The 15443-nt window shown below is 30.6% G+C and carries 13 protein-coding genes and 2 pseudogenes; 2 read left to right on the forward strand and 13 right to left on the reverse strand.

The features are described 5' to 3' along the window. Window positions 1-126 precede the first annotated feature (126 nt). The 6 genes from MTX53_RS11620 to lspA all read right to left on the reverse strand — a co-directional run bounded on the left by MTX53_RS11620 (window position 127) and on the right by lspA (window position 5841). Window positions 127-930 carry an AAA family ATPase gene (locus tag MTX53_RS11620; RefSeq protein WP_244833337.1) on the reverse strand — a complete coding sequence of 268 codons (804 nt, stop codon included), beginning with the start codon at window positions 928-930 and terminating at the stop codon, window positions 127-129. Further along, window positions 930-2174 carry a DDE-type integrase/transposase/recombinase gene (locus MTX53_RS11625; RefSeq protein ID WP_244833926.1) on the reverse strand — a complete coding sequence of 415 codons (1245 nt, stop codon included), beginning with the start codon at window positions 2172-2174 and terminating at the stop codon, window positions 930-932. Before MTX53_RS11625 ends, MTX53_RS11620 begins: the two co-directional genes overlap by 1 nt. An 818-nt stretch (window positions 2175-2992) precedes the next feature. Beyond that, a complete protein-coding gene (locus MTX53_RS13100; RefSeq protein ID WP_280527247.1) occupies window positions 2993-3124 on the reverse strand; it encodes a hypothetical protein in 132 nt (43 codons plus the stop codon). Window positions 3125-3138: 14 nt separating this feature from the next. Beyond that, on the reverse strand, window positions 3139-3828 hold the full coding sequence (locus MTX53_RS11630; protein WP_244833937.1) for a hypothetical protein: 690 nt from the start codon (window positions 3826-3828) through the stop codon (window positions 3139-3141). A 254-nt stretch (window positions 3829-4082) separates the two neighbouring features. Continuing rightward, window positions 4083-4574, reverse strand: a complete 492-nt coding sequence (locus MTX53_RS11635; RefSeq protein WP_244833938.1) for a Csac_0668 family 2Fe-2S cluster-binding (seleno)protein — start codon at window positions 4572-4574, stop codon at window positions 4083-4085. Window positions 4575-5373: 799 nt separating this feature from the next. Next, window positions 5374-5841, reverse strand: coding sequence for a signal peptidase II (lspA, locus tag MTX53_RS11640; RefSeq protein ID WP_244833939.1), 468 nt, complete (start codon window positions 5839-5841; stop codon window positions 5374-5376). A gap of 299 nt (window positions 5842-6140) precedes the next feature. On the opposite strand from lspA, the gene MTX53_RS11645 reads away from it, so the two are divergent. Then, the gene (locus MTX53_RS11645) at window positions 6141-6896 is read left to right on the forward strand and encodes a ZIP family metal transporter (RefSeq protein WP_244833940.1); all 756 of its coding nucleotides are present in this window, start codon (window positions 6141-6143) and stop codon (window positions 6894-6896) included. A 6-nt stretch (window positions 6897-6902) separates the two neighbouring features. Here MTX53_RS11645 and MTX53_RS11650 read toward each other — a convergent pair. Beyond that, window positions 6903-7171 (reverse strand): annotated as a pseudogene (locus MTX53_RS11650) (heavy metal translocating P-type ATPase); the annotation flags it as partial. A gap of 112 nt (window positions 7172-7283) precedes the next feature. Here MTX53_RS11650 and MTX53_RS11655 point away from each other — a divergent pair. Then, window positions 7284-8552: an IS4 family transposase gene (locus tag MTX53_RS11655; RefSeq protein WP_244833941.1), complete on the forward strand. Its 1269-nt coding sequence runs from the start codon at window positions 7284-7286 to the stop codon at window positions 8550-8552. A 150-nt stretch (window positions 8553-8702) separates the two neighbouring features. Here MTX53_RS11655 and MTX53_RS11660 read toward each other — a convergent pair. The 6 genes and pseudogenes from MTX53_RS11660 to pyk form a co-directional block, all read right to left on the reverse strand. Then, window positions 8703-9058: pseudogene (locus MTX53_RS11660) on the reverse strand (HAD-IC family P-type ATPase); the annotation flags it as partial. Between the two features lie 53 nt (window positions 9059-9111). Continuing rightward, window positions 9112-10956, reverse strand: coding sequence for a heavy metal translocating P-type ATPase (locus MTX53_RS11665; RefSeq protein ID WP_104409635.1), 1845 nt, complete (start codon window positions 10954-10956; stop codon window positions 9112-9114). Between the two features lie 15 nt (window positions 10957-10971). Beyond that, window positions 10972-11193 (reverse strand): cation transporter, encoded by a 222-nt coding sequence (locus MTX53_RS11670; protein ID WP_003145146.1) that lies wholly within the window; start codon window positions 11191-11193, stop codon window positions 10972-10974. 145 nt (window positions 11194-11338) lie between these two features. After that, a complete protein-coding gene (locus MTX53_RS11675) occupies window positions 11339-11707 on the reverse strand; it encodes a metalloregulator ArsR/SmtB family transcription factor (protein WP_244833942.1) in 369 nt (122 codons plus the stop codon). Between the two features lie 508 nt (window positions 11708-12215). After that, window positions 12216-13598: a 23S rRNA (uracil(1939)-C(5))-methyltransferase RlmD gene (gene rlmD, locus MTX53_RS11680; protein ID WP_244833943.1), complete on the reverse strand. Its 1383-nt coding sequence runs from the start codon at window positions 13596-13598 to the stop codon at window positions 12216-12218. 300 nt (window positions 13599-13898) lie between these two features. After that, the gene (gene pyk, locus MTX53_RS11685) at window positions 13899-15320 is read right to left on the reverse strand and encodes a pyruvate kinase (RefSeq protein ID WP_244833944.1); all 1422 of its coding nucleotides are present in this window, start codon (window positions 15318-15320) and stop codon (window positions 13899-13901) included. Between the last annotated feature and the right edge of the window lie 123 nt (window positions 15321-15443).

A 15443-nucleotide genomic window follows, 5' to 3' on the forward strand; every position in this document is an offset into this window, starting at 1 on the left:
AAATGAATATATTCTTCAAAATCTTCAATGAAAATGAGGCTACTTCGTTACGGTTTATGATGATAAATATTCTGAATATTACAAAAAAATCCACAAATACCTTATTGATATTTGCAGATTTTACTTTTATCCAAGTTCAGTTTCATTAACAGCAAGCATTATTATGTCACTATCAATTGTATTCATATTTTTTGTATTGCCTATCATAAGGCTAGAATCACAGATTTTATTAACAATTCTAGGAACTCCGTTCGAAGCGTTAGCAATTGCTTCAAGAGCGGTATCATCAAAAATATCAGTATTACATTTAGCACCAGTAAGCTTTGCTAATATATAGTCTTTAGTTTCTGATTTTGTGAGATTATCTAAATTATAATTCATTGTTATACGTTGTCTTAAAGGCTCATTAGCAACTAGCCTCATGGTATTATTTAACTGAGGAAGCCCCACAAGAAGTACTATTGCACGATCTCTTGAATCCATGTCAAAATTAAAAAGCATTTTTAAATCATTAAGTATTCCATTACTTACATAATTAGCTTCATCAATAATTATTACAGGAGTTATACGTTTTTCAACTGAATATCTAGTTATTTCATTTTGGATAATTTTGAAATTATCAATTTTTCTGCACATTGGCTCTAGTCCAAGCTGGGCAGCCATATTTTTATAAAATTCTGCAACAGTAAGTGTAGAAAGGGAACTATAAATAACTTTATAAAGTGATGAATTAAGGCTATTAGACCAGTTTCTTATTATTGTAGTTTTACCTCGCCCTGGACCTCCGGTCAGGATTCCGAAACCTTTATTATTAAGTAAATAATTAAGTCTACAAATAACTTCTTTATAGTCAGAAGTTTCTACTACTATTTCCTTAGAATTTTTTATAAACGGATTAAAATCCATTCCATATCTACTTATATAATCCATTATTCTTGACCTCCAGTAAGTTTTATTTTTTCCCTTTTTATAACAGAATTATCATGCTTATTTAAAAGCTTTATTTCTGTAAGTTCAGAAGTGTTTTTATCAACTACATAAATTTTGCTTAAATCAGGTGAATATCTTAGGGTTATTCTTTGTTTTGAGTATCTATAATCAACTTCATATTCTGTTTCATCTATCATAACTACGTTATCGGCTGATACTCTTCTTTCATATTCAAGTAAAAAGGAAGTTTCAATTTGTTCATCTGTAAGCCTTTTAATCATGTGAGATTCCTTGAAAAACCTGTCCTGTGGAGATAGTCCATCTAGAGAAGAATGTATATGCTGATTATAGCTATTAACATATGAAATAAGGCTTATCCTAAGTTCATCTAAATTATTAAAATCATTCATATTAAGCTGGGACATCCATTGATCTTTTAATGTACGAAACCACCTTTCAATTTTAGCTTTTGATTGTGGGGTATAGGGTGCACAATAACTAATAGTTGTACCTATTCTAGCTGCTAAAAGTTCCATTTGCTTGTTCTTATATGAAGCACCATTATCAAAGTTTAAGATTTTAGGTTTCCCGAATCGTGTAACAGCAGATTTTAAAACAGACATAAGATTTACAAAATTATCATTAAAAAATACATCTATTCCTGTTATGTATCTTGAAGCATCATCAATAAGTGCTATTATGTAAACGCGTTTCTTTTTACCATCTACCTTCAAATAAGGTCCAACGCTGCTGTCACCACACCATACTTCATTTATATGAGCACGCTCATATCTTTTCATATCTTTATTTTTAGAATATTTATTCTCAAGCTTAAGAACATTAACATACCTATTAATTGTTGAAAGTGAAATATCTCCTTTAACAATAGTTCCATTGTTAATAAGCTTTTGATAGATAAGTGTTGCTGGGATTCTTGGATATTCTTGTTTTAAATATTTAATCTGTTCTGTAATATCAGAATCTAATTTACGTGTTCTTCCAGTGTCGCATCGTTTTACAGGTATGAGTGCCTCAAAGCCCTTATTCTTGTAATTGTAATACCAACGTTCAAGAGTAGCAGCAGCTACCTTAGTATCTTCACCATCTGGAGTCTGATATACTTTGCCTGCGGCATCTCGGAAAAATTGTTTAACACTTTTATTTTCATCATAAGTACCACTTATCAGAGGAGCCAAGATTCCGTACCTGAAAAGTGCTATTTCTTTTCTAGTTTTTTCGTCCATATTTTGAAAAAGCCTCCTTTGTTTTATTACAATATAAGCTTATATCTACATAAATTAACAGTAAAACTAAGTTATGTGGTTTTACGAAAATAAAATATTATTGATGCATTTAATTTGCATAAATTGTCTTTTAAAGTTTTTTAAACATTGCTTTGAAATACTTAAATCTAATGAAATTTTAAATGAAGTAATACGTTCCTTCCAATGCTCTAGATATTGTTTTATTATATAAAAAATATTGCTTTCATCGATAAATTCATTAGCTATCATAATGGGTTCAAAAGAAGCTTTGGAATTATAAGCATTAATAATTGAAATATGATCACATAAAAGAATTTGAGAATAAGGTACAATACACTCTGGAAATATAGCATGAGTTTTATTGCAACATGTACACTTTGCTCTAAGAATTGTTATAGATATCTTGCCATCACTGTTTTTAACAGTTCTCTTGTAGTAACCATGCTTTACAAGCTACCCGGACCTTCCGCAGGAACAAGTAAGTTTGTGAAAATCTATGTCTTTAATAAATTTATCATAGGATTTTTGCGTTAATGACTTGATTTTTGAATCTAAATTAGATATGATTTTTGTATCATAAATATTAGTTATCATAGAATTTATGGTTAGCAGAGCAACAAAACTTTGGTCGGTGGTGTTGCTCTGCTTTTTTCCTTTCTAAGAATAATATAAAATAATAATATACTAAAAAAGGCAAGCATTAAATACTTTGACTAAAATTTAGTCATGCAAATAATGCTTGCTCTTTATTTATTTTGAAGATATTTAAATTTTTTAACATCATATAAAATGCTATTCTATATGGGAGCAGCTGAAACTTCAATCTCTAGTTGATTATATACATTGGATATTTCATTTTCCTCATAAGGAAAATTAAACATAATTGACTCATCTTCTTTTCTGTCGATTCTTTTTAATCTAATTAGCATATCTGTCCTCCATCCTATTTTTTAATTGAAAATACATCTGCACCATACTTTGCTATTAATGATGCATTGATTATTATCTTAAATGCAGTATCATCGATAAGTTCTTTATCTGCTATCTCACTGATTCTTATATATTCTTTTCCTGACCATATGGTTTTTGCTGTTTGGTAAAGGGCATAGCCTTCTGTACTAATTTGTCTAAGATGTATCTGTGAAAAATCAAATCCATTTAGGCAAACTGCATTCTCCGAGATATCCCATAGTACTTCATTAGCAGTTAGAAGAAATATTACTGCAAGGTGGCTTGGTGTCCTTTCCCATATTTCAATATCTTGCTTATAATGTGCATAATAAAATCTTTCTTTATGATTGTGATTTACAAATAATTCACCTGTAAATCTATTGTTAAGTAATTTCAATCTGTTTTTTAGAGCATAATTTTTTATTCTTCCAAAGCAATCTCTTATCAGATCCGTATATTCAATTTCATCTGCCTCTAGTTTTTCTTTAAAACAAAAACAATCATTAGTGTTACATCTGCTTTTAACCTTGGCTATACAGCCATTACAAATCTTAATACCTCCCTTACAATTAAAATGATTATTAATGACTATACCACTTCTTCTTTGAGGAAAATTAGGTGCCAGCATCATCAGCTGCTCTATCCCTCCTAGTGATGTACCATACATAAAATATCTTGACATTGTTCTCAGTCCTTTCTTTCTATTAGTTTTTGAAATAAAAAAGAGGCGAAGCCTATCGGTCATAAGTTGACCGAAGACTTCGCCTCTTTGGGTTTCTTTATTTAGTTTAAAATTTATATAAAACAAAAGCACCAAGAGTTTTTCATCTCAGTGCTATTGAAGTTTTTTCATGTTATTGATAGTATAAAATATATGCTCATTTTATGCTAATGGTATAACCTATTTTTTCACTATCGCAATACTCAAAACAATAATCATTTCATAATTAATCCTTTATCTATCGCATCTTGGATTATTTGATGACAGCATTTCCCTAGCGGATTTTTCTTTTGACATTGTGAGTTACTCATTGCTCCAGTAATCTCTAAAACCTCTTTCATACTGATAGCTCCATGTTTTACTACCGCATTTATTACTTCTTCTTCTGTAACTTCACTACAATAACATGCATATTTAGGATTTGCATCATTTTTAAACCATATTGGTACTTTTACTTGCTGTTTATTAAATTTAATGTTAGATTCTGTGTTATAGTAAGTAATATCACATTCCTTACTCATACATAAAAAATAATCACTATCCTCAACTTGTTCGACTAATTCGTTAAGTATCAAATGTTTTACTGTAACTTTTTTTACAGCATTACCTCCCTCACCGCATACAGGGCATAAATTGCTTTTTCCTACGCTACTGTTAGAATTTGAATGTTCTTCACAACAAGACTTATTAAGACTTTTTTCTTCCATTATTTTTCGCTGACCTCCTTTGATTTTATTTTTTCATTTTCTAATATTTCGCAAGTGCATTTCCTTGCTGTGTTTTCTTCTGCTATAGATTACCCAAGTTGAATAAGGACTTTATTCTTTCGTCTGCAATATAGTACTAAATATTCTTTTCTTCTTGTGTGGATTTCACAAAATTGCACCGCTTTAAACATTTTAATTGCATTGATAAAGACTTTAAGAGCACCCTATATCTTGTGCCAGTTCACCTTCATTCATCTCCCCATTTACTAGAGAAAGAATATTTTTGTACCGTGCCGGATTCGATAATCCATGGAAAAACCTTGTATATACCTCAATCTGTCCATCTGTTGTTTGCATATTTTACCTCCCAGAAAAAAACGATATATAATTAACCCTTCAGATACTATTTTTGAAATCAATAATTCGTGCACTTTTTGTGGTTTTAGGATTATTAATTACTAAGTAATGTACTGTTAGTAACGTAAAGAAATCGCTATATGGCGATATTTAATATCACTGTAATGATAGGTACAGTTTAGGCAGGGGGATCAGTAGCTGATATAATATCACCGTTATCTGCACAAATGTCAGACAAATCCTACGGAAATCACCTTACTACCTCTTTTCTATATTTAATATCTAGAGTGGTAGCTACTACTATTGCTTATGTGATTGTAGGCTTTTATGATTGAATTATCAATAATAAAAGGAAGCATTTTATAATTTATTCCTTTTATTATTGCAAGATTAGTATGATCCATATCTAGATTGTTTTAGATTTCAACAGAAGAAGCAATCTCTATTTTTGGTACTGTTTTACATTTTTAAATTCTTGAAACAAAATCATATATGATAACAATATTGTGCCTGAAACTACAAATATATCTGCAAAATTAAAAATCGCAAAATTTATCAATGTAAAGTTAAAGAAATCAATTACAAAATTTAATCTAACCCTATCAATTAGATTTCCCAGTGCACCACATATTATAAAAACAAGAGAAAAGTTGAATAGAAACATACTTTTTCTTAAGTTTTTTATTAAATAGAATATTAGACCTAAAACAACAATCGATGAAATAATTATTAAAAAAATTTGATTGTTCTGTAATATGCTAAATGCTGCTCCAGTGTTTCTTGCATAGGTTAAGTGAAATATATCTTGTATTAAAGGATATGAACCAATTGGCTTAAGATATAGTTCTGCTAGATACTTGGTATACTGGTCGATAAATAATAATATAATAGCTAATAAAATATAAAACATAATTTCCCTCCAATTATTTTAGGTACTAATCTAGTAAACATACCATTATTTTTTTAATAAATTTTCTAATCTCATACTTCATCTTCATTCAATATTATTACAGATATTTTAAGCGTATATACTAATTACTTATATTAACTATACTTGAATATTTGTTGTTCACATATTCATTGTATCGAAATTGTTTAATAGCGCCATTTAATTATCATAACCATTATACAATATCATCATTAATTATTGTTCTTAATTTAAACTATAAAAATAATATATATATATAATGTTTTGGGAGAGATAATTATATGAGTAAAATTATGAACACAATACTAATTACAGGGGGTTCGGGTTATCTTACTGCTTGGATGGGGATTCTTACTGGCATTTTATTCTCATTTTTTATTAAAGATAGAGGGAGACGCTTTAAAGGAACTGTACTTGGTTTTATTGGTGGATTGATGTTAGCCATTGTTTGTTTTGACTTACTTCCAGAGTCATTTGAGGCAGGCAGTATTTATATAGCTTCAATTGGAATTACTTTTGGACTAGTTTTAGCTGTATTATTAGATGGAAAATTAGGTCATGATCATATACATGCTACCAACAATAAAAAGGATAGGTTTTTAAAAGCAGGCATATTTATGGCCATAGCTATAGGAATACACAATATACCAAGTGGTATTGCACTAGGATCTTTATTATCAACTTCTCCAATTAAAGGCCTCCATCTTACTATAGCTCTAATATTACATGGGATTCCTGAAGGCCTTGCTGTAGGGATTTTTTTTAGAGAAAGTAGCCTAAGTACATTTTCTCTTGTTGTAATATCTATTATAACTTCAATTCCAATGGGCTTAGGAGCCTTACTTGGAGGTATGATGAGTAAAATTTCACTTGTTGTAATCAGTATAAGTCTTGCTTTTGCAAGTGGAATGATTTTATACATTATTTGCAGCGAAACCCTGCCAAATGCCAGAGAGACATGGAAAGGCAGGTTATCCACCATTGGAATTGTAGTTGGTGTGATTGTTGGCTTATTAATTGTATCCTTTTTAGGTTAGATTATTTTATAATTTATCATTAGTTTTCATAATCCTCATAGCATTTATAATAGCAAGGATTGAAACACCTACATCTGCAAAAACAGCTTCCCACATAGTAGCTATTCCACCTGCACCTAGAATAAGTACTATTGCCCTAACTCCCATAGCAAGTGCTATATTCTGCCAAACTATCCTTCTAATTTTTTTGCTATTTTTATTGCAGTAACTATTTTAAATGGTTCATCTGTCATTATTACAACATCAGCAGCTTCTATTGCCGCATCCGAACTAACAATGTCGTCAACTTAAGAGAAAATGATAATTTAATAAAAAAAACACTTGACAATAGTGGAAAATTTTGCAGCCTCGCTATAGAGAAATAAATTTATAGCGAGGTTTTACATTATGAAAAATACTAGATTATTATCTTTAATTTTAAAAGAAACAAACGATTTAATTACTTCAAGTGAGTACAAAGAAGCATACAGCTTAGGTAACTCATTCTCAAGGAATAGAAAACTATCCTTTTCAAATACGGTTCATTTTATTTGCTCCGCATTGCGAAAATCCATCTCTTCTGAAATTGATAATTTTATTGAAGATCATAAATGTTTAAAATTTCCGTCAATAACAAAACAAGCATTTTCTAAGGCAAGACAAAATATATCACCAGAAGCCTTTAATGAATTATGCAGACTTTTTGTTGATAAATTTTATAGTATAAATAAAAATTTAAACACTTGGAATGGTTTTAATATTCTAGCTGTAGATGGAACTAGTCTACAAGTGCCAGATACAAAAGAATGTGGTGAATATTTTGGATTAAGCAGTAATCAAAATAAGACAAGAACTGCTATTGCGACGGCGTCAGCCTTATATGATGTATTAAATGACATTATTGTAGATGCTAGAATTACTAAATATAAGACAAGTGAAAGACATATTGCAAAACAACATATAGAGTCAATAGGAGATAAATTCTGTCCTCGAAAAAGCATTGTTATTTTTGATAGAGGCTATCCTTCATATGATATGTTTGATTATTTAAATTCCAAGAAATTACTATTTTTAATGCGAGTATCAACATCTTTTAAACTTGCACAATCAATAGATTCCCCTGACTTTATTTTAAAATATAAAGTTAAAGGTGAAATAAAAAAAATAAGAGTAGTAAAAGTTAAGCTGTCAGATGAGGTGACAGAAACTTTAGTGACTAACATCTATGATGATACTATTACGCCTTTAAAATTCAAAGAACTCTATTTCTTAAGATGGGGCGTTGAATCTAAATATAAAGAATTAAAATGCAGTCTTAAAATCGAAGAATTTTCAGGTACTAAGCCAATTGCCATAAAGCAAGATTTTTACGTTTCTATTTATTTATCGATGATTGCAGCTCTTATAAAAAAAGATGCCGATGCTGCGATATCAAATGATAATAAGGATAAAGATTTAAATTCAATATATCAATCAAATAGGAATTTTATTTTGGGACAGGTATTCAAACGAATTATAGCTTTATTAGTTAAATCTAGATTAAGAAATAAGCTGTTAGAATTAATACTTGAAAAAGCTATAAAAATACGCTCACAAATACGTTGCAACCGATCTTGTGAGCGCAAAAACAAACATCCAAGAAAAAAGCACCATCATAATATTAAATCCTGTTTTTAATATTAAATATAAATAAATACATATTTAAAATTCACTTTATCCAGTGGATTTATTTAGTGTACCATTTTTTAAGATAAATTAAAATAGACATCAAAAATGATTTCTTTCAATTTATTTTTACATAGCTTAATCTACTAAGTTGACGACATTGTCCGAACTAAGCCCTCGCATGGCTATCCCTATATTTGCTCTTGCTAGTACTGGTGCATCATTGATTCCATCTCCTACAAAAGCGAGTTTTCCTTTAGTTGATTTATCTTTATCTAACCTTTCTAATTGTTCAACCTTCTGGTCTGGAAGAAGTTCTCCATGTACCTCTTCTATACCCAAAAATCTCCCTACCTTTTCACCAACAGATTTAGCATCTCCAGTAAGCATAACTATCTTTTTTACTCCAATTTTTTTAAGCTCGTTTATTGCTCTTTTTAATCATGTTTAACTTCATCAAAAATTACAATATACCCTGCATATTCTTTATCTATTGCTATATGAACCACTGTACCTAAAATTGCCGATTAAGATATATTCCACTCCCAATCGGCATTAAAAGGATTACTAATTATAGATTCTTTACATTCAAAGCTCTAAAAGCATTTAATACTGCGATGATAGTTACACCTACATCTGCAAATATAGCTGCCCACATAGTAGTTATTCCAAAAGCACTCAAAATAAGAACAATTATTTTTATTCCAATTGCAAATACTATGTTTTGATGTGCAATTTTTAGTGTCTTTTTAGAAATTTTCATTGCAGTAGCAATTTTCGATGGCTCATCAGTCATAATTACAATATCAGCAGCTTCAATGGCTGCATCAGAACCTAAACCACCCATTGCTATTCCAATGTCTGCACGGGCTAATACAGGTGCATCATTGATTCCGTCACCAACAAAAGCAAGTTTACCTTTTTTAGATTTTTGCGAAAATAATTCTTCTAGTTTTTCAACTTTGTCTGCTGGCAATAGTTCTGCATAAACCTTATCAAGACCAAGCTCTTTAGCAACTTTTGAACCAACACTTTTATTATCACCTGTCAACATAACTGTTTGTTTAATATTAGCTGCCTTAAGTTCCTTGATTGCTTGTGCTGAATCTTCCTTTACCTCATCGGCAATTAGAATATAACCTATATATTTGTTATTAACAGCAACATGTACAGCAGTACCGATCAGCTCTCCCTTGAAATAAGGGATATCCATCATTTTCATAAGTTTGATATTTCCTGCCATAACCTTTTTGCCATCTACTGTTGCAATAACACCATGACCTGATATCTCTTCTACATCTGAAATACGTCCATTGTCTATTTCTTTGCCATATGCACGTTTCAGTGAAAGTGAAATCGGATGATTGGAATAGCTTTCCACATATGCAGTTAATTCTAGTAGCTCTTCTTTGGAAACTCCTTCTGGATGAATTTCCTGTACATTAAATACACCTTTCGTTAGTGTTCCAGTTTTATCAAAAACAACAATTTCAGTTTCTGCTAAAGCCTCTAAATAGTTACTACCCTTGACTAAAATACCTTTTTTTGAAGCTCCACCTATTCCACCGAAGAAACTCAAAGGAATTGAAATAACTAAAGCACACGGACAGGATACCACAAGGAATGCTAGTGCTCTATATATCCAATCACTAAAAGTCGCCCCGTCTATAACAAGAGGCGGTATAATAGCTAGAAAAACTGCAATTATAACCACAACCGGTGTATAATATCTCGCAAACTTCGTAATAAATTGTTCTGAATTGGATTTTTTACTACTTGCATTTTCAACTAAATCAAGAATTTTACTTACTGTAGATTCTCCAAATTCCTTGGTAACCTCCGCTGTAATAACTCCATTAATGTTGATGCACCCACTTAGGATATCACTTCCAACTTCTACTTCACGAGGAACAGATTCGCCTGTTAGTGCCGATGTATCAATCATTGAACTTCCCTCAATTACCTTGCCATCAAGAGGAATTTTTTCTCCTGCTTTAATTACAATAATATCTCCAATTTGTACTTCATCTGGGTCAACTTTGACAAGTTCATCGCCTTTTTTAACATTTGCATAATCTGGTCGAATATCCATAAGGCTTGCAATTGACTTTCTCGACTTGCCAACTGCATAGCTTTGAAACAGTTCTCCAACTTGATAAAACAGCATAACTGCAACACCTTCAGGATACTCACCAATAAAAAATGCACCAATTGTTGCAATACTCATTAAAAAGTTTTCATCAAAAACTTGACCTTTAAAAATATTTTTTACAGCTCTTTTTACAACATCTCCGCCTACAATAATGTAACTTATTATAAAGAGAGCAATCTGTAACCATTCATTATTAAAATTAATAATTGTTGCTGCAACTAACACGGCTGCACCAATTATTATTCGCCATAGTCGTTTTGTCATACTAAACAGCCTCCTTTAAGCCTTTTTCATAGTTGTATCGGGTTCAATTTTTTTAACTATTTTTTCGGCCTCTGCTATTATTGTTGGCATTTTTTCATCCTCACCATCAATAACGAGTTTTGTGGTCATAAAGTTAACAGTAGCTTCTTTTACTCCATCAAGCTCATTAATAGCTTTTTCCATTTTTGCCGCGCAATTTGCACAATCCAAGCCTTCAAGTATAAATTTCTTTTTCATTATTAAATCCTCCTAAATATTATTTGTAATTTTATTTTAAATACTACAAGTCTTTTTCAAATTTTATTGAAACATAGCTCATTTGATATGAAGACTTAAATATCTGCCCAAATATCTTCAAAAAATATTCTATTATACCACATTACTACTTCTCGTTGATATGAATTAGACCTTGGTCAAATATTTCTCTTACATGATCATCAACTAATGAATAATATACTACTTTCCCTTCTTTTCTGTTTTTCACTAAATTAGCTTGTTTTAAGACTCTCAGCTGATGGGAAATTGCTGATTGTGTCATGTTAAGTAATAAAGCGATATCACAAACACACATTTCAGCTTCATGTAAAGCCCATAATATCCTGATTCGTGTTGAATCTCCAAATACTTTAAATAATTCTGCTAGATCATAAAGGCTTTCTTCTTGAGGCATTTTATCTCTAACTTGATTTACAATATCCTCATGAATTACATTGCAGTCACATCTTTCAATTGAATTAAATTTTTCAGTCATATTATCACCTCTTTTTAAATCATTTCATCTGAATACTTGAGCAAGCATTCATACGTTGTGTATTTATTATATTATTGTTTTTCTCATATGTCAATAGTTATATGAGCATTTATTCAAGTGTTTTTTATATTATTTGAAATATCTCAAAACCATCTATTACGACATTAATACCATAAAAGGGTGATTTCTATACAAACCTATTTTAAAAACACAAATATTGTAGGTTCTATAATAGTTTGAAATAAAATTTCAAACTATTAAAAAACTATAGTGGTAGCTGTTTCAAAACAACTACCACTACATTAGATTATATAAAATTCTTATCATCCCAGAGGATTATTTCTCCCTCTTTCTGAGCCATCAATTTTTCCACCTTTATAATGTCATCACTCTTTTTACCCTATGTCATCTATAAAGCACCCCAAAAATAGGGGTCAAAAAACGGTGTTTTTTCGCTCATTTTTTGCTCCAAAATCACTCTTGAACCACTATATGTTGTGGTCAACTTCTACTTTTCGCCCCCTGAACCACAATACGTCATCAGAATTATACTCTCAACGTGCTTAGTCTCAGGAAACATATCAACAGGTTGAGCTTTTCTCACTTCATATTTTTCGCTGCATAAATATTTCAAATCTCGTGCAAGAGTGCTTGGATCGCATGATACATAAACGATTTTTTTAGGTTCAGCCTTTATGATTGAATCAAGAAGAAACTTATCGCATCCTTTTCTTGGTGGATCAACAACTATAACATCCGCAGTAATACCTTTTTCTATAAGCTCTGGTATTACTTTTTCAGATTTTCCTGTATAGAATTCTGCATTATTAATATTATTTATTTCTGAATTTACTCTAGCACTTTTTATAGCTTCATCTACTATTTCTACACCATATACTTTTTTCGCTTTTTTAGATAAAAATAATGAAATACTGCCTGTTCCGCAGTAAGCATCAAATACTGTTTCATCGCTTTTTAAATCTGCATATTCTAATACTTTTTTATATAAAACTTCAGTCTGAACTGGATTTACTTGAAAAAATGATAATGGAGATATTCTAAATTTTAAATCACTTATACATTCTTCAATATAATCTGTTCCATACACTGTTATATTTGTATTTCCATAAACTCTACTTGTATTTGAATCATTTATATTTACTATTACACTTTTTAAAAATGTAACTTTAGATTTCAAATTTTCAATAAGTTTATCAAGCTTTGGTATTTTCTTTTTTGTAGAAACTAATATTATCATTAATTGATTTGTTTTAAATGCTTTTCTTATTATAATGTGTCTTATTATTCCTTTTTTATAAAATGCTCCATCTTTATTTGCTGGTTCTATATTATTTTCAGTCATCCACTCTTTAATTAAATTTACAATCATAGAATTTTCTTTAGGCTGAATCATACATGAATCTATATCTATTACATCATGTGTCTTTTCACTATAAAAACCTATTACTATTTTTCCATTAATTTTTGCTACTGGAAGCTGAACTTTATTTCTATAATTTAAAAAATCACGCATTCCTAAAGGATATTCTACTAAATCCGGATTTAATCCTCCAATTTTACTTATGCAGTCTCGTACTCTGTCATATTTAAAGTCAAGCTGCCCACTATAACTTAAATTTTGAAAGTTACACCCTCCACACTTTTCAAAATTTTTGCACTTTGCTTCTTCTCTTTTTTCAGATTTTTCTAGTATTTCTAAAACCTTAGCATATGCATACTTTTTCTTCTTTTTAGTTATTACTACTCTAGCTTTTTCTCCTTTTAATGCACCTAAAACAAATATAGGAAAGTTATCTATTTTAGCGACGCCCTCTCCTTCATAACCGAATGATTCTATATTAACTATATATTCTTTATTTATTTCTATCATAATAACCCTCTGAATTCATTAATTTTAAACTATATTTATTATACACTGAACTATTTAATTAAGTAAAATAAAAAAGCACCTTTCGGTGCTAATACAGAATCAGTTGCCATTTAATTCCATACACTATTAAGTATTCCATTTTTAGTCTGTAGTATACATTATATACTAAAACCATTAAAAGTAAATGTTAATTTTTTGTTAACATTTTTAAAATGTATAAAAAATAAGAGGCCTGTCACAGAATTTAAAACATCTGTGACAAACTTCTTATTTATATCTTAATCTATATTTAAGTCAAGATTATTCAACAACGCTTACCTTTAAAAGGTTAGTAGCTCCAATTTTGTCAACTGGAACTCCAGCTGCTAATACAACTGTATCTCCATCTTCAACAAACTTGTTTGCCTTTGCGATTTCAACTGATTTTTCTAACATTTCATCTGTTGATTCCATCTTGTCTGCTACGATTGGGAATACTCCCCATGAGAATACTAACTTCTTAGCAACTCTTTCGTCTGGTGTAACAGCGATAACTGGGCATTCTGGTCTGCACTGAGAAATTCTTCTTGCAGTAGCTCCGCTCTGTGTTGATGAGATAATTGCTTTAGCTTTTAATTCATTAGCTGCATTACATGCTGCTCTTGAAATAACTCCTGCTACAGCTGGTACATGATGTTTTGCTTTTGAAACTGATACTTTGTATTCTAATTGTTTTTCAGCTTCTTCACAAATTCTAGCCTGAGTTTTAACTGCTTCTACTGGATAATCTCCATTAGCACTTTCTCCTGAAAGCATAACAGCGTCTGTTCCATCAAAAATAGCATTAGCTATATCTGAAACTTCTGCTCTTGTTGGTCTTGGGTTTCTGATCATAGAATCAAGCATCTGAGTTGCTGTAACAACTGGCTTTCCAACTGCGTTACATTTCTTTATGATCATCTTCTGAACTCTAGGAACATTTTCTATTGGAATTTCAACTCCTAAGTCTCCTCTTGCAACCATGATTGCATCTGAAACTTCGATAATTGAATCTATATTATCTACTCCTTCTTGGCTTTCTATCTTAGGGCAGATTAATATGTCTTCTCCACCATGTTCAGTAAGAACTTTTCTTATTGCTAATACATCTTCAGCTTTTCTTACGAATGAAGCAGCAATTAAGTCAACTTTCATTTCGCATCCAAAGATTAAATCGTCCTTATCTTTTGCAGTCATTGCTGGTAATTTTATTGAAACTCCAGGAACGTTAACTCCCTTATGTGTTCCAACTAATCCAGTATTGTTAACACCACATTTAACAGCATTTCCTTCAACTGATTTAACTGTTAATCCAACTAAACCATCATCTATTAAAATTGTGTCTCCAGGCTTAACATCTTTTGCTAATCCTTCGTATGTAACAGCACACTTAGTTGTATCACCAATAACTGACATATCTCCAGCATATATAGTGAATTCAGAACCCTTTTGAAGTTCAACCTTGTTTGGTTTAAAGTCTCCAGTTCTGATTTCTGGTCCCTTTGTATCAAGAATGATTGCTATTTGCTTATTATGCTTCTTAGCAAGCTTTCTTACATTTTCAATTCTTCCTTTATGTTCTTCATGATCTCCATGTGAAAAATTATGTCTTGATGCATTCATTCCTGCTAAGACTATTTTTTCAAGAGTTTCAAGATCTTCACTAGCTGGTCCGATAGTACAAATCATTTTAGTTTTTCTCATTAACGTACACTCCTCTTTCTACTTAAAACTTATTTAAAATTAAATTTTGACTATATTTCAATCTGATAAAACATGAATCTATATTCTAAATTATAAACACATCGCCTTACCAACACTTATTGT

The sequence above is a fragment of the Clostridium sp. BJN0001 genome (assembly GCF_022869825.1).
GTDB lineage: Bacteria > Bacillota > Clostridia > Clostridiales > Clostridiaceae > Clostridium.